Annotated in this window: 18 protein-coding genes; 16 read left to right on the forward strand and 2 right to left on the reverse strand. The window is 59.5% G+C overall.

Features of this window, described 5'->3' with window-relative positions; all coding sequences use genetic code 11:
• Positions 1-68: 68 nt before the first annotated feature.
• The 7 genes from GDV60_RS06755 to ispD all read left to right on the forward strand — a co-directional run bounded on the left by GDV60_RS06755 (position 69) and on the right by ispD (position 7,851).
• Complete coding sequence (locus tag GDV60_RS06755; RefSeq protein WP_029297260.1) at positions 69-1,016, forward strand: acetyl-CoA carboxylase carboxyltransferase subunit alpha; 948 nt, start codon at positions 69-71, stop codon at positions 1,014-1,016.
• A gap of 159 nt (positions 1,017-1,175) precedes the next feature.
• Positions 1,176-2,495: a tRNA lysidine(34) synthetase TilS gene (gene tilS / locus GDV60_RS06760; protein ID WP_159906671.1), complete on the forward strand. Its 1,320-nt coding sequence runs from the start codon at positions 1,176-1,178 to the stop codon at positions 2,493-2,495.
• Between the two features lie 273 nt (positions 2,496-2,768).
• Positions 2,769-4,400 (forward strand): CTP synthase, encoded by a 1,632-nt coding sequence (locus tag GDV60_RS06765; RefSeq protein ID WP_070995746.1) that lies wholly within the window; start codon positions 2,769-2,771, stop codon positions 4,398-4,400.
• A 5-nt stretch (positions 4,401-4,405) separates the two neighbouring features.
• A complete protein-coding gene (gene kdsA, locus GDV60_RS06770; protein WP_010212442.1) occupies positions 4,406-5,251 on the forward strand; it encodes a 3-deoxy-8-phosphooctulonate synthase in 846 nt (281 codons plus the stop codon).
• A gap of 156 nt (positions 5,252-5,407) precedes the next feature.
• Positions 5,408-6,697 carry a phosphopyruvate hydratase gene (gene eno / locus GDV60_RS06775; protein ID WP_029297253.1) on the forward strand — a complete coding sequence of 430 codons (1,290 nt, stop codon included), beginning with the start codon at positions 5,408-5,410 and terminating at the stop codon, positions 6,695-6,697.
• Between the two features lie 171 nt (positions 6,698-6,868).
• Positions 6,869-7,147: a cell division protein FtsB gene (gene ftsB / locus GDV60_RS06780; protein ID WP_029297251.1), complete on the forward strand. Its 279-nt coding sequence runs from the start codon at positions 6,869-6,871 to the stop codon at positions 7,145-7,147.
• The gene (gene ispD / locus GDV60_RS06785; protein WP_029297249.1) at positions 7,144-7,851 is read left to right on the forward strand and encodes a 2-C-methyl-D-erythritol 4-phosphate cytidylyltransferase; all 708 of its coding nucleotides are present in this window, start codon (positions 7,144-7,146) and stop codon (positions 7,849-7,851) included. Before ftsB ends, ispD begins: the two co-directional genes overlap by 4 nt.
• 367 nt (positions 7,852-8,218) lie before the next feature.
• On the opposite strand, the gene GDV60_RS06790 is transcribed toward ispD, so the two are convergent.
• Positions 8,219-9,115 (reverse strand): LysR substrate-binding domain-containing protein, encoded by an 897-nt coding sequence (locus GDV60_RS06790; protein ID WP_070995747.1) that lies wholly within the window; start codon positions 9,113-9,115, stop codon positions 8,219-8,221.
• Between the two features lie 109 nt (positions 9,116-9,224).
• Here GDV60_RS06790 and GDV60_RS06795 point away from each other — a divergent pair, with 109 nt between their 5' ends.
• The 8 genes from GDV60_RS06795 (at position 9,225) to rpoS (ending at position 16,343) form a co-directional block, all read left to right on the forward strand.
• A complete protein-coding gene (locus tag GDV60_RS06795) occupies positions 9,225-10,337 on the forward strand; it encodes an S-(hydroxymethyl)glutathione dehydrogenase/class III alcohol dehydrogenase (RefSeq protein ID WP_029297245.1) in 1,113 nt (370 codons plus the stop codon).
• An 8-nt stretch (positions 10,338-10,345) separates the two neighbouring features.
• Complete coding sequence (gene fghA / locus GDV60_RS06800; RefSeq protein ID WP_029297243.1) at positions 10,346-11,191, forward strand: S-formylglutathione hydrolase; 846 nt, start codon at positions 10,346-10,348, stop codon at positions 11,189-11,191.
• 54 nt (positions 11,192-11,245) lie between these two features.
• The gene (gene ispF / locus GDV60_RS06805; protein WP_029297241.1) at positions 11,246-11,719 is read left to right on the forward strand and encodes a 2-C-methyl-D-erythritol 2,4-cyclodiphosphate synthase; all 474 of its coding nucleotides are present in this window, start codon (positions 11,246-11,248) and stop codon (positions 11,717-11,719) included.
• On the forward strand, positions 11,716-12,774 hold the full coding sequence (truD, locus tag GDV60_RS06810) for a tRNA pseudouridine(13) synthase TruD (protein ID WP_159906673.1): 1,059 nt from the start codon (positions 11,716-11,718) through the stop codon (positions 12,772-12,774). Before ispF ends, truD begins: the two co-directional genes overlap by 4 nt.
• On the forward strand, positions 12,762-13,511 hold the full coding sequence (surE, locus tag GDV60_RS06815; RefSeq protein ID WP_092234024.1) for a 5'/3'-nucleotidase SurE: 750 nt from the start codon (positions 12,762-12,764) through the stop codon (positions 13,509-13,511). Before truD ends, surE begins: the two co-directional genes overlap by 13 nt.
• 41 nt (positions 13,512-13,552) lie before the next feature.
• Positions 13,553-14,188 (forward strand): protein-L-isoaspartate(D-aspartate) O-methyltransferase, encoded by a 636-nt coding sequence (locus tag GDV60_RS06820; RefSeq protein ID WP_169865481.1) that lies wholly within the window; start codon positions 13,553-13,555, stop codon positions 14,186-14,188.
• A gap of 211 nt (positions 14,189-14,399) precedes the next feature.
• The gene (locus tag GDV60_RS06825) at positions 14,400-15,233 is read left to right on the forward strand and encodes a peptidoglycan DD-metalloendopeptidase family protein (protein WP_159906675.1); all 834 of its coding nucleotides are present in this window, start codon (positions 14,400-14,402) and stop codon (positions 15,231-15,233) included.
• A 105-nt stretch (positions 15,234-15,338) separates the two neighbouring features.
• The gene (gene rpoS, locus GDV60_RS06830) at positions 15,339-16,343 is read left to right on the forward strand and encodes an RNA polymerase sigma factor RpoS (protein WP_025855149.1); all 1,005 of its coding nucleotides are present in this window, start codon (positions 15,339-15,341) and stop codon (positions 16,341-16,343) included.
• Between the two features lie 195 nt (positions 16,344-16,538).
• Here the strand turns inward: rpoS and GDV60_RS06835 are convergent, their stop codons facing one another.
• A complete protein-coding gene (locus GDV60_RS06835; protein ID WP_002554837.1) occupies positions 16,539-16,748 on the reverse strand; it encodes a cold-shock protein in 210 nt (69 codons plus the stop codon).
• Positions 16,749-17,140: 392 nt separating this feature from the next.
• Here GDV60_RS06835 and dcd point away from each other — a divergent pair, with 392 nt between their 5' ends.
• A complete protein-coding gene (dcd, locus tag GDV60_RS06840) occupies positions 17,141-17,707 on the forward strand; it encodes a dCTP deaminase (RefSeq protein ID WP_003219273.1) in 567 nt (188 codons plus the stop codon).
• Positions 17,708-17,725 lie beyond the last annotated feature (18 nt).

Here is a 17,725-nt window from a genome sequence, read left to right on the forward strand (position 1 = left end):
AAGGTAGGGCGCGAATAGACAACCGGCTGGCCAGGCACTCCCTGGCCGTCGACCCAAGACGGACGCTTATGAACCCGAATTTTCTTGATTTCGAACAGCCGATCGCTGACCTGCAAGCCAAGATCGAAGAGCTGCGCCTGGTCGGCAATGACAATTCGCTGAATATCGGCGATGAAATCTCCCGCCTGCAAGACAAGAGCAAGACGCTCACCGAAGACATCTTCGGCAAGCTGACCAGCTGGCAGATCGCGCGCCTGGCCCGCCACCCACGCCGTCCGTATACCCTGGACTACATCGATCACATCTTCACCGAGTTTGACGAGTTGCACGGCGACCGTCACTTCTCCGATGACGCGGCGATTGTCGGCGGTATTGCCCGCCTCGACGACCAGCCCGTGATGGTGATCGGTCACCAGAAAGGCCGCGAAGTGCGCGAGAAAGTGCGTCGCAACTTCGGTATGCCGCGTCCAGAAGGCTACCGCAAGGCTTGCCGCCTGATGGAGATGGCTGAACGCTTCAAGATGCCGATCCTGACCTTTATCGACACCCCGGGTGCCTACCCAGGTATCGACGCTGAAGAGCGCAACCAGAGCGAAGCGATTGCCTGGAACCTGCGGGTGATGGCGCGCCTGAAAACCCCGATCATCGCGACCGTGATTGGTGAAGGCGGTTCCGGCGGTGCGTTGGCCATTGGCGTCTGCGACCAATTGAACATGCTGCAGTATTCCACCTACGCGGTGATCTCGCCGGAAGGTTGCGCCTCGATCCTGTGGAAAACCGCAGAAAAGGCTCCGGATGCTGCCGAAGCCATGGGTATCACCGCTGATCGCCTCAAAGGCCTGGGCATTGTCGACAAAGTAATCGCCGAGCCCCTGGGCGGCGCCCATCGCGACCCGGCTGCTGCGTCGGCCACCATCCGCGCTGAGCTCTGTGCGCAGCTGGACATGCTCAAGAAGTTCGACAACGAGGCACTGCTGGCCCGTCGTTACGAGCGCCTGATGAGCTACGGTCTCTAAGCCACTGCGTTACCCATGTGGGAGCGGGCTTGCCCGCGATAGCAATGTGTCAGTGCCAGATTGGTTGACTGGTACACCGCTATCGCGGGCAAGCCCGCTCCCACATTTGCTTTGTATATGCTTGGTTAACGTATTCCAGTTTTGTGGCGGTAACGTGCGATGAAACCAACTCTAACCGCCAAACTTCTGCAAACCCTCGCCCCGTGGCGCAACGCCTCGGCCTGGCATATCGCTTTTTCCGGCGGGCTCGACTCTACGGTCCTGCTGCACCTTCTCGCCGATCTGGCAAAACACCAGTCCTTGCCGCCACTGCAGGCGATCCATGTTCACCACGGCCTCCAGGCTGCGGCTGATGCGTGGCCCGCGCATTGTCAGGCGGTCTGTGATGCCGCAGGTGTGTCGCTGCGGATCATGCCTGTGCAAGTGCCGGCAGGTGCAAGCCTCGAGCGTGCGGCCCGTGATGCGCGCTACCAGGCGTTTGCCGAAGCGATCGCTCCAGGGGAATTGCTGCTCACAGGCCAGCATCGTGACGATCAGGCCGAAACCCTGTTGTTCCGCCTGCTGCGGGGCGCCGGGGTGCGGGGCCTCACTGGCATGCCAGTACAGCGTCCCTTGGGCGAAGGCTGGCTGGCGCGGCCGCTGTTGGACGTGTCGCGGGCCGAGCTGGAAACCTATGCTCGCGAACAGCAACTGAGCTGGATCGAAGACCCGTCCAACGGTGACTCACGTTTCTCCCGCAATTATCTGCGTCATCAAGTGTTCCCGCAGCTCACTGCGCGCTGGCCCCAAGCGGTAAATACCCTGGCGCGCACCGCAGGGCATCTGGCGCAGGCCCAAGAGCTGCTTGATGAACTGGCGCAATTGGATGTGCAGGCCGCCCAGTTGCCATCGGCATTTCCCTGGCTGGCGTTGCCCTCGTTGGCGCTTGCGCCGTTGCGTGATCTTTCCGACGCCCGGCAGCGCAATGCCCTGCGTTACTGGCTGGCGCCGCTGACGCCCTTGCCCGACAGCGAGCACTGGGTCGGCTGGAATACCCTGCGTGATGCCAAGGCTGACGCACAGCCAGTGTGGCGTTTGGCCGACGGCCAATTGCACCGTTGCAACGATCGCATCTGGTGGGTGCCTGCCGCTTGGTCGGAATTTTCCGACACTGCGCTAAGCTGGCCACACCCGCAAAACCCACTACAGTTACCTGGCAACGGTCAGCTGTATTTCAGCGCAAATGCCCCTGAAGGCCCTTTGAGCATCGGCTACCGCCAGGGCGGTGAAGTCATGGAAGTGTCAGGTCGTGGGCGGCGTGACCTCAAGCGTTTGCTCAACGAAAGTGCGGTGCCGGGTTTTATCCGTGGCAGATTGCCGCTGCTGTACCAGGGCTCCCGGCTACTGGCCGTGGCCAACCTGGCGAGGGCCTCGACAGGGCAGGGGGATGACTGGCAATTACATTGGGCGCCACCAACCTGCGATCAAGGTTTGAGCTGATAGCGCCTTTCCGGTAGACTACGCTCCCTTCTTGATACAACTTCTGTGGATTCTCCTGAAACACAGTCGTTGCCGATTACCAAGCAGTCTTTGCTGGGCGATTCCAAAAAATGTGTAGCGATCAACGTACCGGTGTTCCATTGCTGGTCTGTCACAACGCGGCGGTTTTTTTGAAAGGTGCACTGTGATTAATGCAGGTGATCGGGGGCTTCGGCCTTCCTTCGCTTTCCCCGGCGGCTCCGACCGCTTTAACGCAGACTTCTAGGGTTTTTCATGACGCGCTACATATTCGTCACGGGCGGTGTTGTTTCTTCATTGGGGAAAGGCATTGCCTCCGCTTCGTTGGCGGCCATCCTGGAGGCGCGGGGACTTAAGGTCACCATGCTCAAGCTGGACCCGTACATCAACGTCGACCCGGGCACCATGAGCCCGTTCCAGCACGGTGAAGTGTTCGTCACCCATGACGGCGCCGAGACCGACCTGGACCTGGGCCACTACGAGCGGTTCATCCGCACGACCATGACCCAGAACAACAACTTCACCACTGGCCGTGTCTACGAGCACGTGCTGCGCAAAGAGCGCCGTGGTGACTACCTGGGTGCAACCATCCAGGTGATCCCGCACATCACCGACGAAATCAAGCGCCGCATCATCAAGGGTGCAGGCGATGCCGACGTGGCGATGGTCGAGATCGGTGGCACCGTGGGTGACATCGAATCCCAGCCGTTCCTCGAAGCCATCCGCCAATTGCGTTTCGAAGTCGGCGCCAAGCGCGCGATGCTGATGCACCTGACGCTGGTGCCGTACATCGCCACTGCCGGCGAAACCAAAACCAAGCCAACCCAGCATTCGGTCAAGGAACTGCGTTCCATCGGCCTGCAGCCGGACGTGCTGGTGTGCCGCTCCGATCACCCGATCGACATTTCCTCGCGTCGCAAGATCGCCCAGTTCACCAACGTTGAAGAACGTGCGGTGATTGCCCTGGAAGACGCCGATACCATCTACAAGATCCCGGGCATTCTGCATTCCCAAGGCCTGGATGATTTTGTGGTCGAGCGTTTCGGTCTGCAATGCGGCGGCGCGGACCTGTCCGAGTGGGAAGCGGTGGTCGACGCCAAGCTCAACCCTGAGCACGAAGTGACCATCGCCATGGTCGGCAAGTACATGGAACTGCTGGACGCGTACAAGTCGCTGATCGAAGCGATGAGCCACGCGGGTATCAGCAACCGGACCAAGGTCAACCTGCGCTACATCGATTCTGAAGATATCGAGAACCAGGGCACCGCCCTGCTCGAAGGTGTTGACGCGATCCTCGTACCAGGCGGTTTCGGCCTGCGTGGCGTGGAAGGCAAGATCACTGCCGTGCAGTACGCTCGCGAGAACAAGGTGCCGTACCTGGGTATCTGCCTGGGCATGCAAGTGGCCGTCATCGAGTTCGCCCGTAACGTGCTGGGCTGGAAAGACGCCAACTCCACCGAGTTCGATCACACCAGCGGCCACCCGGTCGTGGGCCTGATCACCGAGTGGGAAGATGCCACCGGCGCTGTCGAAACCCGCACCGAAACCTCCGACCTGGGCGGCACCATGCGTCTGGGCGCACAGGATTGCCTGCTGGAGTCCGGTTCGCTGGTGCACGACTGCTATGGCAAGGATGTGATTGTCGAGCGTCACCGTCATCGTTATGAGGTGAACAACAACCTGCTGCCGCAGATCAAGGAAGCCGGCCTGAAAATCTCCGGTCGCTCCGGTGACGGCAAGCTGGTTGAAGTGGTCGAAGCCCCGGATCATCCATGGTTCGTCGCTTGCCAGTTCCACCCTGAGTTCACGTCGACCCCGCGCGACGGTCACCCGTTGTTCAGCGGTTTCGTCAAGGCTGCACTGACGCAACATCAGAAGAAGGCGTAAACCTGATGGCCCAGAAGATCATTCGCGTAGGCGACATCGAGATTGCCAACGACAAGCCCATGGTGCTGTTTGGCGGCATGAACGTGCTGGAAAGCCGCGACATGGCGATGCAGGTCTGTGAAGAGTACGTAAAGGTTACCGAGAAACTGGGTATCCCTTATGTATTCAAGGCCAGCTTCGACAAGGCCAACCGTTCGTCCGTGACCTCCTATCGCGGCCCGGGCCTTGAAGAAGGCATGCGGATCTTCCAGGACATCAAGCAAGCCTTCGGCGTGCCGATCATCACCGACGTCCACGAGCCTGAGCAGGCGGCCGTGGTCGCCGAGGTGTGCGACATCATCCAGTTGCCGGCCTTCCTGTCGCGCCAGACCGACCTGGTGGTCGCGATGGCCAAGACCGGCGCTGTGATCAATATCAAGAAAGCCCAGTTCCTCGCGCCCCAGGAAATGAAACACATCCTGAACAAGTGCGTGGAAGCGGGTAACGACCAGTTGATCCTCTGCGAGCGTGGTTCGAGCTTCGGCTACAACAACCTCGTGGTGGACATGCTCGGTTTCGGCATCATGAAACAGTTCGAATACCCGGTATTCTTCGACGTGACCCACGCGCTGCAAATGCCCGGTGGTCGCGCAGATTCTGCCGGTGGGCGACGTGCCCAGGTGCTGGACCTGGCCAAGGCCGGTATCAGCCAGTCCCTGGCTGGCCTGTTCCTGGAAGCCCACCCGGACCCGGACAACGCCAAGTGCGACGGTCCTTGTGCCCTGCGCCTGGACAAGTTGGAGCCATTCCTGGCCCAGCTCAAGCAATTGGACGAACTGGTCAAGAGTTTTCCGACAGTAGAGACCGCGTAACCCGCGTTTCTCCGGTAAACTTTCCGCGCTTTATGCTCAGGTCCCAGGGCCTGGGCCTTGTCGCCTGCAAGCCTGCCCCGTTGTTCCACCCTTGCGGTCGGTCAAAAGATTTCCTTCAGCTGCGTCGTTTTCGTCAACTTTGGAGTGTTTACAACAATGGCAAAAATCGTCGACATCAAAGGTCGTGAAGTTCTCGACTCCCGTGGCAACCCCACCGTCGAAGCCGACGTGCTTCTCGATAACGGTATCATCGGCAGCGCCTGCGCGCCGTCCGGTGCTTCCACCGGTTCGCGCGAAGCGCTGGAACTGCGTGATGGCGACAAGAGCCGTTACCTGGGCAAGGGTGTCCTCAAGGCGGTAGCCAACATCAACGGTCCGATCCGCGACCTGTTGCTGGGCAAGGACCCGCTGGACCAGAAAGCCCTGGACCACGCGATGATCAAGCTCGACGGCACTGAAAACAAAGGCAGCCTCGGCGCCAATGCGATCCTCGCCGTATCCCTGGCGGCTGCCAAGGCCGCTGCACAGGATCAAGACCTGCCGCTGTACGCGCACATTGCCAACCTGAACGGCACTCCGGGCGTGTACTCCATGCCGGTGCCGATGATGAACATCATCAACGGTGGCGAACACGCGGACAACAACGTCGATATCCAGGAATTCATGGTGCAGCCAGTCGGCGCCAAGACCTTCTCCGAAGGCCTGCGCATGGGCACCGAGATCTTCCATCACCTCAAAGCTGTGCTGAAGGCCCGTGGCCTGAGCACTGCTGTGGGCGACGAAGGTGGTTTCGCACCGAACCTGGCGTCCAACGAAGATGCACTGAAAGTGATCTCCGAAGCGGTGGCCAACGCTGGCTACAAGCTGGGCACCGACGTGACCCTGGCCCTGGACTGCGCGGCCAGCGAGTTTTATGAAGATGGCAAGTACAACCTGTCTGGCGAAGGCCAGGTGTTCAACTCCGAAGGTTTCGCTGAATACCTGAAGGGCCTGACCCAACGCTACCCGATCATTTCGATCGAAGACGGCTTGGACGAGTCCGACTGGGACGGTTGGAAAATCCTCACCGACAAGATCGGCGAGAAGATCCAGCTGGTTGGCGACGACCTGTTCGTGACCAACACCAAGATCCTGAAAGAAGGCATCGACAAGAAGATCGCCAACTCGATCCTGATCAAGTTCAACCAGATCGGCACCCTGACCGAAACCCTGGAAGCTATCCAGATGGCCAAGGCCGCGGGCTACACCGCCGTGATCTCGCACCGCTCCGGCGAAACCGAAGACTCGACCATTGCCGACCTGGCCGTGGGTACCTCGGCGGGCCAGATCAAAACCGGTTCCCTGTGCCGTTCCGACCGCGTTTCCAAGTACAACCAACTGCTGCGTATCGAAGAGCAATTGGGCGGTAAAGCCAAATACAACGGTCGCGGTGAGTTTCGCGGCTGAGTAGTTGATGGTAAAAAGACAACGGATTGTGTCGGAAAACTCGCTGAAGAGTGAATTTGCGCACTAATCTGATGCCTATCAAGCACAAGCCTGGTTCTTCCAGGCTTCGTGCTATCAGTTGCTTCAAAAGTTTTGCATGGCTGTCTTTTTTCACTGGATACCCGATATTCGATGCGCAGTCCCAATTGGTTGTTCCTCGTCTTGCTCTTGCTGCTGGCTGGCCTGCAGTACCGCCTTTGGGTGGGCAATGGCAGCCTGGCGCAGGTAACCGACCTGACCCAGCAAATTGCCGCGCAGCACGCCGAGAACGAGGTGTTGCTGGAGCGCAACCGTGTACTCGATGCCGAAGTGCTTGAGTTGAAAAAAGGCATGGAGACCGTCGAAGAGCGGGCTCGTCATGAATTGGGCATGGTCAAGGAGGGCGAAACCCTCTACCAGTTGGCCCAATGAGTTCCTGTTTGCCGGCCTTCTGGGCCGTGATTCCTGCCGCGGGCGTCGGTGCCCGTATGGCCGCAGACCGTCCCAAGCAGTATCTGCAGTTGGGCGGGCGCACTATTCTTGAACACAGCCTGGGCTGTTTCCTCGACCATCCGAGCCTCAAGGGGCTGGTGGTCAGTCTGGCTGTGGATGATCCTTATTGGCCAAGCCTGGCGTGTGCTGGCGACCCGCGCATCCAGCGCGCGGACGGTGGTTCGCAGCGTTCAGGCTCGGTACTCAATGCGTTGCTGCAACTCAATGCCTTGGGCGCCAGCGATGACGACTGGGTGCTGGTGCACGATGCCGCACGGCCGAACCTGAGCCGCGAGGACCTCGACACGTTGTTGGCGGAGCTGGCGCACGACCCTGTAGGCGGCTTGCTGGCTGTGCCGGCCCGCGACACCCTCAAGCGTGTCGACAAGCACGGGCGGGTCGTGGAAACCATTGACCGCAGCCTGATCTGGCAAGCCTACACGCCGCAAATGTTTCGCCTGGGTGCGCTGCATCGTGCCTTGGCCGATAGCCTGGTGGCCGACGCAGTTATCACCGACGAAGCCTCGGCCATGGAATGGTCCGGCCAGGCGCCGCGTCTGGTGGAAGGGCGCGCGGACAATATCAAGGTGACCCGGCCAGAGGACCTGGAGTGGCTCAGGTTGCGATGGGCCAATCGTAGCTAATCAGTTACACCGAGTTGACTCTATCGCAGGCAAGCCAGCTCCCACACTTGACCGCATTCCAGCAGGTATATGCGGCCAAGTGTGGGAGCTGGCTTGCCTGCGATGAGCATAGGTATCTACACAACTTTGCCGCAACGCCTAAATCCAGGCAGATAGCGCAGTTGTGGCGAGCGGGCTTGCCCCGCGCTGGGCTGCGAAGCAGCCCCAGTAAGCCGTATGCGGTGTATCAGATACTCCGTAGCGGCTGGTTTTAGGGCTGCTTCGCAGCCCAGCGCGGGGCAAGCCCGCTCGCCACGGGGGAGTTCGTCAGTTTCTGAAAGTTGTGTAGATACCTATGCTGCGATGAGGCCGGGTTTGACACTCCAGATCACCCGCCATACTCCGGCCGCCCAGCCAGCCCTTCCTTCAGGTAATCCACCAACTTGCGCACCTTCGGCGACAAATGCCGCTGCTGCGGATACAGCGCCCACACTGCGGTATTCGGCGGTTGATGGGCCTCAAGCAGTGAAACCAGCGCCCCGCTGTGCAAGTGCTCCAGCACGTAATAATCCGGCAACTGACACAACCCCACCCCCTGCAACGCCGCATCCAGCACTGCCTGCCCACTGTTGCAGCGCCAGTTTCCCTGCACCCTTTGGGAGAATTCGCGTCCATCCTGGGCCAATTGCCAAATATCCGAGCTGCCGATCAGGCAGTTATGCCGGCTCAGTTCCGACAAGCTATGTGGGCGTCCATACCTTTCCAGGTACGACGGCGACGCGCACAGATACATGCGCCGGGGTGCCAGGCGGCTGGCGACCATTCGCGAGTCCTGCAGGCGCCCCAGGCGAATCGCCAGGTCCAGGCCTTCATGCACCAGGTCGAGCGGGCGGTTGCTCAGTTCGATATCCACCCGCAATTGCGGATACAGCCCCATGAAGCGTGTAACCAGTGGCACGATAAAACGTTCGCCATAGGCCACCGCGCAGGTCATGCGCAACATGCCCTTGGGCTCGCTGGTCAGGTCGCCCACGGCGCGCAAGGCTTCTTCGCGCCCGTCTTGCAGGCGCTGGCAATGCTGGAGGAAGGTCTGGCCGGCCTCGGTCAGCGTCACCCGCCGGGTACTGCGATAGAGCAAGCGGGTTTGCAGGCGCTCCTCCAGGCGTGCCACCTGGCGGCTGATATGGGACGAGGACACGCCAAGGCGCTCGGCGGCGGCGGTGAACTGGCTGCATTCGGCCACGGCGACGAATTCATCGATGCCTTCCCAGCGGTTCTCCAGCATGCAGATTGTCCCTGTATGGCAATAATGTTTTGCTTTTGCCTGGATTATTAATCAGTGGGCCATGTTTTACACTGCCCGTCTCACTTTTCAAGCCCCTGGAGAAACCCGGATGATCAAGTCACGCGCCGCTGTCGCCTTTGAAGCCAAGAAACCGCTGGAGATCGTGGAAGTGGATGTGGCCATGCCCAAGGCTGGCGAAGTCCTGCTGCGTGTGGTCGCTTCCGGGGTTTGCCATACCGATGCCTACACCCTGTCGGGCGCCGATCCTGAAGGTATTTTCCCGTCGATCCTGGGCCACGAAGGCGGCGCAGTGGTCGAAGCCATTGGCGAGGGTGTGACCTCGGTAGCGGTGGGCGACCACGTGATCCCGCTGTACACCCCGGAATGTGGCAAGTGCAAATTCTGCCTGTCGGGCAAGACCAACCTGTGCCAGGCCATCCGCGCAACCCAGGGCAAAGGTCTGATGCCGGACGGCACCACGCGTTTTTCCTACAAGGGTCAGCCGATTTTCCACTACATGGGGACTTCGACCTTTTCCGAGTACACCGTGCTGCCGGAAATCTCCGTGGCCAAGATTCCTAAAGAAGCCCCGCTGGAAAAAGTCTGCCTGCTGGGTTGTGGCGTCACCACCGGCATCGGTGCGGTGATCAATACCGCCAAGGTCAAGCCAGGCGATACCGTCGCCATCTTCGGCCTGGGCGGGATTGGCTTGTCGGCTGTGATCGGCGCGGTGAAAGCCAAGGCCGGTCGTATCATCGCCATCGATATCAACCCGGCCAAGTTCGAGATTGCCAAGCAACTGGGCGCCACCGATTGCATCAACCCGAAAGACTACGACCGCCCGATTCAGGATGTGATTGTCGATTTGACCGACGGCGGCGTGGACTTTTCCTTCGAGTGCATTGGCAATGTGCAACTGATGCGCGCAGCGCTTGAGTGCTGCCACAAAGGCTGGGGCGAGTCGGTGATCATCGGTGTCGCCGGTGCCGGTCAGGAAATTGCCACCCGTCCGTTCCAACTGGTGACCGGCCGCGTCTGGCGCGGTTCGGCATTCGGTGGCGTGCGTGGCCGCAGCGAGTTGCCAAGCTACGTGGAAATGGCCCAGACCGGCGAAATCCCCCTGGATACCTTCATCACCCACACCATGGGCCTGGAAGATATCAACAAGGCTTTCGACCTGATGCATGAAGGCAAGAGCATTCGCACCGTCATCCATTTCTGAGGTCGGCCATGAGTCTGGAAAACCTGTCATGCCAGAAGAGCTTCGGCGGCTGGCACAAGCGTTACAAGCATCATTCCGAGGTGCTGGACTGCGACATGACCTTCGCCGTCTACCTGCCGCCCCAGGCGGAGCAGGGCGGCAAGCTGCCGGTGTTGTACTGGCTGTCGGGGCTGACCTGTACCGATGAAAACTTCATGCAGAAGGCTGGCGCGCATCGTGTGGCGGCCGAGCTGGGAATGATCATCGTCGCGCCGGATACCAGCCCTCGTGGGCCGGGTGTACCGGGTGATCCGGACAACGCCTGGGACTTTGGCCTAGGGGCCGGGTTCTACCTGAATGCCACGCAGGAACCTTGGAGCAAGCATTATCGGATGCACGACTATGTCGTGCAGGAATTGCCGGCGTTGGTTGAAGCGCATTTCCCGGCTTGCGACAAGCGCGGCATCAGTGGCCACTCCATGGGCGGGCACGGTGCGTTGGTGTGTGCCTTGCGCAACCCGGGGCGCTATCAGTCGGTGTCGGCCTTTTCGCCCATCAATAATCCGATGGATTGCCCTTGGGGCCAAAAAGCCTTTTCTCGCTACCTGGGGGAAGAGCGCTCCAAGTGGCGCGAATGGGACGCCTGCGTGCTGATCAGCGAAGCCTCGCAAAAGCTGCCATTGCTGGTGGATCAGGGCGATCGCGACGACTTCCTGGCCACCCAACTCAAGCCCGAGGCCTTGTTGCAGGCTGCCAAGGCGGCGGGCCATCCGCTGGAGCTGCGCCTGCAACCGGGCTATGACCACAGCTACTTCTTTATCGCCAGCTTCATCGAGGACCACTTGCGTCATCATGGACGTGCTTTGCTCGGTTAATGTCCGGCAAAAGTAGGTAGAATCACGCCCTGAATTAAATCGGGGCGTTTTTTTATGCGTATTGGCCACGGCTATGATGTGCACCGTTTCGCCGAAGGCGACTTCATCACCCTGGGCGGCGTGCGCATTGCGCACCACCATGGGTTGCTGGCTCATTCCGACGGCGACGTTGTGCTGCATGCCTTGAGCGATGCCTTGCTCGGCGCAGCGGCGTTGGGGGATATCGGCAAACACTTTCCGGACACCGACCCCACTTTCAAGGGCGCGGACAGCCGCGTGCTGCTGCGGCATGTGGTCGGCCTGATCCATGCCAAAGGCTGGAAGGTCGGCAATGTCGATAACACCATCGTTGCCCAGGCGCCAAAGATGGCGCCGCATATCGAATCGATGCGCGCCGTGATTGCCGCCGACCTGCAAATAGAACTGGATCAAGTCAACGTGAAAGCCACCACTACCGAAAAGCTCGGGTTTACGGGTCGTGAAGAGGGCATCGCGGTGCACTCCGTCGCCTTGTTGTTGCGCGCATGAACGACCTGCAATTGTTGGGCCCTAGGGCCTATGGCGAGGCACTGGGCAGTGCGGTGCTCAAGGCCACGGCCGAAGATTTTCAAGTGGATGAAGTGCTGGATATCCCGCTGACTGGCGAGGGTGAGCACCTGTGGTTGTGGGTCGAAAAGCGCGGGCTGAACACTGAAGAGGCTGCGCGGCGCATTGCCAAGGCGGCCGGTGTGCCGTTGCGCACTGTCAGCTATGCCGGCCTCAAGGATCGCCAGGCGCTGACGCGCCAGTGGTTCAGCGTGCAGTTACCGGGCAAGGCCGATCCCGACTTGAGCGCGGCGCAAAACGACACCCTGAAGATTCTCAAGACCGCTCGCCACAAACGCAAGTTGCAGCGTGGTGCACATTCGGCCAACGGTTTTACCCTGCGCCTGACCCAACTGGCGGGCGACCAGGCTGCTATCGATGCGCGCCTGCAATTGATCGCCAAGCACGGGATTCCCAATTATTTCGGCTCCCAGCGCTTTGGCCACAACGGCGGCAATGTCGTCGATGCCCGCGACTGGGCGGCCCGCAAGGCGCTGCCGGAGCAGCGCAATGTGCGTTCGCGCCTGCTGTCGACGGCGCGCAGTTTTGTGTTCAATAAAGTGTTGGCGGCACGGGTTGCCGATGGTTCGTGGCAGCGGGCCCAGGTCGGTGACCTGCTGGCATTCACCGATAGCCGCAGCTTTTTCCCGGCGGGGGAGGCGGAGTGCTGCGATCCACGCCTGGCGATCCTCGACCTGCATCCCACCGGCCCGCAATGGGGTGAAGGCGATTCGCCCGCCACTGGCGCCACCCATGCACTGGAACAAGCGGTTGCTGCGAGCGAGGCGGACCTGTGCGATTGGCTGGCCAAAGCCGGCATGAGCCAGGAACGTCGCATTCTGCGACTGCCCATTGGCGGGTTGACGTGGCATTATCCCGAGACTGACATTCTGCAATTGGAATTCGTCCTGCCGGCCGGATGCTTCGCCACTGTCTTGGTGCGCGAGCTTGTTGATCTGGTGCCGGTGGGGCAGACGGACAGCCCATGCGTATTCTGATATCTAACGACGACGGGGTCACCGCACCCGGCCTTGCCGCGCTTCATGCTGCGCTGGCGGATTACGCCGAGTGCGTGGTGGTTGCCCCCGACCAGGACAAAAGCGGCGCCAGCAGTTCGCTGACGCTCGACCGTCCCTTGCACCCGCAGACGCTGGCCAACGGCTTTATCAGCGTCAATGGCACGCCGACCGATTGCGTGCACCTGGCGATCAACAGCTTGCTGGCCGATGAGCCGGACCTGGTTGTTTCCGGGATCAACCTGGGCGCCAACCTGGGCGATGACGTGTTGTACTCCGGCACTGTGGCGGCGGCCCTTGAAGGGCGCTTCCTGGGGCGCACGGCTTTCGCTTTTTCGCTGGCGTCGCGGCAGGTGGATAACCTGGCGACCGCTGCGTATTTTGCGCGCAGGCTGGTCGAGGCCCACGGCACGCTGGTGCTACCGCCGCGTACGGTGCTCAACGTCAATATCCCCAATCTGCCCCTGGACCATATTCGCGGTATCCAGTTGACCCGCCTGGGCCATCGCGCGCGCGCGGCGGCACCGTTGAAAGTGGTCGATCCCCGTGGCAGGGAAGGCTACTGGATTGCCGCAGCGGGCGACGCCGAGGATGGCGGACCGGGCACGGACTTTCATGCGGTGATGCAAGGTTATGTTTCGATTACCCCGTTACAACTTGATCGCACATTCAATGATGCCTTCGGTGGGCTCGATCCCTGGTTGGAGGGGCTGCGCTGATGGCTCGTGAACAGGACGACCTGTTGCGCCGTGGCATCGGCATGACTTCCCAGCGCACCCGTGAGCGTTTGATCCAGCGGCTTTACGAAGAGGGTCTGTCCAACGCCCAGGTGCTGGAAGTCATCCGCCGTACACCGCGCCACCTGTTTGTCGATGAGGCGCTGGCCCATCGTGCCTACGAAGATACCGCGTTGCCCATTGGCCACAACCAGACCATCTCCCAGCCCTATATGGTGGCGCGGATGAGCGAGTTGCTGTTGGCTGCGGGTCCTTTGGACAAAGTGCTGGAGATTGGTACGGGGTCCGGGTACCAGACGGCCGTGCTCTCGCAATTGGTCGAGCGGGTGTTTTCCGTCGAGCGGATCAAGGTCTTGCAGGACCGGGCCAAGGAGCGCCTGGTGGAGCTGAACCTGCGCAACGTTGTGTTTCGCTGGGGGGATGGCTGGGAAGGCTGGCCGGCATTGGCGCCCTACAACGGCATCATCGTGACGGCCGTCGCCACCGATGTGCCCCAGGCACTCCTCGATCAACTGGCACCGGGTGGGCGCCTGGTGATACCGGTGGGCTCGGGCGAAGTGCAGCAGTTGATGTTGATCGTGCGCGAAGAAGAAGGTTTTTCCCGGCATGTCCTGGGAGCGGTGCGTTTCGTTCCGTTACTTAATGGGCCGCTGGCCTGATCATTTGTCACGGCGCACTGAATTCTATTGCTGGGTATGTGTCTTACAGCGGGGTTCATTGAGTCAACATCAAGTTGGGTAGTTTATAAACGAGATGAATTTTTCGTTTCTACCTTGTTGCCGGTTAAAGTCTGGCAGCCAGTTATACTTGCGACATATTTCAAGCCTGATACAGGCGTTCATGTTTCAGCCACCACAAAGGGAGCGGCGGGTGAGTCTCACAGTCATTGCGCAGCGTATGAGTAAAACGAGCTTTCAGCGACTGGTGATTGGCCTTGTCTTGAGTTCCTTGCTGGCTGCCTGCTCCAGCACAGGTAGCGGCGCGCGGGTTGTCGACCGCAATAGCGCAGCACCGCAACGGCCTACGGTGACCACCGGGCAATACGTGGTGCGCAAGGGCGATACGATGTTCTCGATCGCCTTCCGTTATGGCTGGGACTACAAGGCGCTCGCAGCGCGTAACAATATACCTGTGCCCTATACGATCCATCCGGGGCAGACCATCCGTTTCGATGGACGCACGGGTTCGGCATCCACGGCAGTTGTGACAAAATCCGGTTCCTCGGCTTCTTCTTCCAGCAAGACTACGGTCTTCACCCGGCCTGCAGGCACCGTTGCGCCTAAGGTTGCGAGCAAGCCGGCACCCGCGCCGTTGCCACCTGCGGGACCTGCGCCGACCGGTTGGGGATGGCCCTCAAATGGCATCCTGATTGGAAAATTCTCTTCAAACGGTAGTTTGAATAAAGGCATTGATATCGCCGGGGATTTGGGACAGCCTGTTTTAGCTGCGTCTGATGGGACCGTTGTATACGCCGGGAGTGGTTTACGGGGCTACGGCGAATTGGTCATCATCAAACACAGCGATACCTACGTCAGTGCCTACGGTCATAACCGCAGGTTGTTGGTTCGGGAGGGGCAGCAGGTCAAAGTCGGACAGACAATTGCCGAAATGGGGTCGACTGGTACAGACCGGGTGAAACTGCACTTTGAGATTCGCCGCCAGGGTAAACCTGTAGATCCACTGCAATTCCTACCCCGGCGTTGATGTGTTGTCAGCCTGTTCCCTCACGTAGAAGGAACAGGCTCCAGCGTTGCCAAGGATAAAGGCGTCGCTTGAGCTTGAGGTCGAACTCACCAAAGGACTATAACAATGGCTCTCAGTAAAGAAGCGCCGGAGTTTGACATCGACGATGAGGTTCTCCTTATGGAGACCGGCATCGCTACGGAATCGATGTCGAATGAGGGACCCGCTGTACCTTCAGTTCGTACCAAGTCCAAAAACTCCACAGCGTTAAAACAGCATAAGTATATTGATTACACCCGGGCGCTTGATGCTACCCAGTTGTACCTCAATGAAATCGGCTTTTCCCCCTTGCTCACTCCCGAAGAAGAAGTCCATTTTGCGCGACTGTCGCAAAAGGGTGATCCGGCTGGGCGCAAACGCATGATTGAAAGCAACCTGCGGCTGGTGGTGAAAATCGCCCGACGCTACGTCAATCGTGGGCTGTCCCTGTTGGACCTGATCGAAGAAGGCAACCTCGGTCTGATCCGGGCTGTGGAGAAGTTCGACCCAGAGCGCGGTTTTCGCTTCTCGACCTACGCTACGTGGTGGATTCGCCAGACCATCGAGCGTGCAATCATGAATCAGACCCGGACCATCCGGCTGCCGATTCATGTCGTCAAGGAGCTGAACGTGTACCTGCGGGCGGCACGTGAACTCACCCAGAAACTTGATCATGAACCTTCGCCTGAAGAGATCGCCAACCTGCTGGAAAAACCGGTGGGAGAGGTCAAGCGCATGCTGGGTCTTAATGAGCGTGTGTCTTCGGTCGATGTCTCGCTGGGTCCGGACTCGGATAAAACCCTGCTGGACACCCTGACGGATGACCGGCCAACGGATCCGTGCGAGCTGTTGCAGGACGATGACTTGTCACAGAGTATCGACCAATGGCTTTCAGAGTTGACGGACAAGCAGCGTGAGGTGGTGATTCGCCGCTTTGGCCTGCGTGGCCATGAAAGCAGCACCCTGGAAGATGTAGGCCTGGAAATCGGCTTGACCCGTGAGCGGGTGCGGCAGATCCAGGTGGAGGGTCTCAAGCGCTTGCGGGAGATTCTGGAGAAGAATGGTCTGTCGAGCGAGTCGTTGTTTCAATAACGACGCTTGAGCCAATGTGGGAGCGGGCTTGCTCGCGAATGCGCAGTATCAGTCGACAGATGTACCGACTGATCCACTGCATTCGCGGGCAAGCCCGCTCCCACATTTTTTTGTGCTCGACCATAACGACCGAATGGCGGGCATAAAAAAACCCCGCTTTTAAGGGCGGGGTTCTTTCGACTGAGTCAGTACAAGTTAGATAACTTGAACTTCTTCAGCTTGCATGCCTTTCTGACCGCGGGTAGCGATGAAAGAAACCTGTTGGCCTTCTTTCAGGCTTTTGAAGCCGTCGGATTGGATAGCTTTGAAGTGAACGAACAGGTCGTCACCGGATTGTGGAGTGATGAAGCCGAAGCCTTTTTCATCGTTGAACCACTTAACGGTACCAGTTTGGCGATTAGACATGGTGTATCTCCTTGGACAAAGTTAACTGCGACTCAGGAAAAGCCCTGGCCGAGACTGAGTGCAAAGAGCAGGAAAAATTCTTGGAGATGGTTGGATCGAAATTCAACATATCGTGTAGAGATTCTCAGTGACACAAGCAGCACAGTGGCGCCACCTTAACCCTTTTTCCGGAACGTGCCAATGGTATTTCCGAAGGTTTCTCTATTTTCGTGACTGGCGGTGCCTTTTACAGGCCTGCCGCCCTTTGATTCCGGGGCAGGGCTCGCCCCGCACGGCTGACAGTGACCGGGCTCAACTTAATCAAGAAAAACCCCCGCGTCCTTTGAACCGCGAGGCCAGCCCCGGTAAGATGCCCAACAGAATTTTCCACCTCGCTATTCAGGACACCCGCCATGAGCATCAAATCGGACAAGTGGATTCGCCGCATGGCGCAAGAGCACGGCATGATCGAACCCTTCGTCGAGCGCCAGATGCGCGGTGAGGGCGCCGAACGCCTGATTTCGTTCGGGGTTTCCAGCTACGGCTACGATGTGCGTTGCGCCGATGAATTCAAGGTGTTCACCAATATCAACTCGGCCACCGTCGATCCGAAAAACTTCGATGAAAAGAGCTTCGTCGATGTGAAGAGCGATGTGTGCATCATCCCGCCTAACTCCTTCGCCCTGGCGCGCACTGTCGAGTTTTTCCGCATCCCGCGTAATGTCCTGACCATCTGCCTGGGCAAGAGCACCTACGCGCGCTGCGGCATCATCGTCAACGTGACGCCGCTCGAGCCGGAATGGGAAGGCCACGTGACCCTGGAGTTCTCCAACACCACCACCTTGCCCGCCAAGATCTACGCCAACGAAGGCGTGGCGCAGATGCTGTTCTTCGAATCCGATGAAGAGTGCGAAGTGTCCTATAAGGACCGTGGCGGCAAGTACCAGGGCCAGCGCGGCGTCACTCTGCCACGCACCTGATAGAAACGTCTTACAGAG

Source organism: Pseudomonas sp. DTU12.1, assembly GCF_009873475.1.
Taxonomy (GTDB): domain Bacteria; phylum Pseudomonadota; class Gammaproteobacteria; order Pseudomonadales; family Pseudomonadaceae; genus Aquipseudomonas; species Aquipseudomonas proteolytica.

Coding starts and splice junctions, on each gene's coding strand:
- GDV60_RS06755 (WP_029297260.1), top strand. CDS start 69: ATGAACCCGAATTTTCTTGATTTCGAACAGCCGATCGCTGACCTGCAA.
- tilS (WP_159906671.1), top strand. CDS start 1,176: ATGAAACCAACTCTAACCGCCAAACTTCTGCAAACCCTCGCCCCGTGG.
- GDV60_RS06765 (WP_070995746.1), top strand. CDS start 2,769: ATGACGCGCTACATATTCGTCACGGGCGGTGTTGTTTCTTCATTGGGG.
- kdsA (WP_010212442.1), top strand. CDS start 4,406: ATGGCCCAGAAGATCATTCGCGTAGGCGACATCGAGATTGCCAACGAC.
- eno (WP_029297253.1), top strand. CDS start 5,408: ATGGCAAAAATCGTCGACATCAAAGGTCGTGAAGTTCTCGACTCCCGT.
- ftsB (WP_029297251.1), top strand. CDS start 6,869: ATGCGCAGTCCCAATTGGTTGTTCCTCGTCTTGCTCTTGCTGCTGGCT.
- ispD (WP_029297249.1), top strand. CDS start 7,144: ATGAGTTCCTGTTTGCCGGCCTTCTGGGCCGTGATTCCTGCCGCGGGC.
- GDV60_RS06790 (WP_070995747.1), bottom strand. CDS start 9,115: ATGCTGGAGAACCGCTGGGAAGGCATCGATGAATTCGTCGCCGTGGCC.
- GDV60_RS06795 (WP_029297245.1), top strand. CDS start 9,225: ATGATCAAGTCACGCGCCGCTGTCGCCTTTGAAGCCAAGAAACCGCTG.
- fghA (WP_029297243.1), top strand. CDS start 10,346: ATGAGTCTGGAAAACCTGTCATGCCAGAAGAGCTTCGGCGGCTGGCAC.
- ispF (WP_029297241.1), top strand. CDS start 11,246: ATGCGTATTGGCCACGGCTATGATGTGCACCGTTTCGCCGAAGGCGAC.
- truD (WP_159906673.1), top strand. CDS start 11,716: ATGAACGACCTGCAATTGTTGGGCCCTAGGGCCTATGGCGAGGCACTG.
- surE (WP_092234024.1), top strand. CDS start 12,762: ATGCGTATTCTGATATCTAACGACGACGGGGTCACCGCACCCGGCCTT.
- GDV60_RS06820 (WP_169865481.1), top strand. CDS start 13,553: ATGACTTCCCAGCGCACCCGTGAGCGTTTGATCCAGCGGCTTTACGAA.
- rpoS (WP_025855149.1), top strand. CDS start 15,339: ATGGCTCTCAGTAAAGAAGCGCCGGAGTTTGACATCGACGATGAGGTT.
- GDV60_RS06835 (WP_002554837.1), bottom strand. CDS start 16,748: ATGTCTAATCGCCAAACTGGTACCGTTAAGTGGTTCAACGATGAAAAA.
- dcd (WP_003219273.1), top strand. CDS start 17,141: ATGAGCATCAAATCGGACAAGTGGATTCGCCGCATGGCGCAAGAGCAC.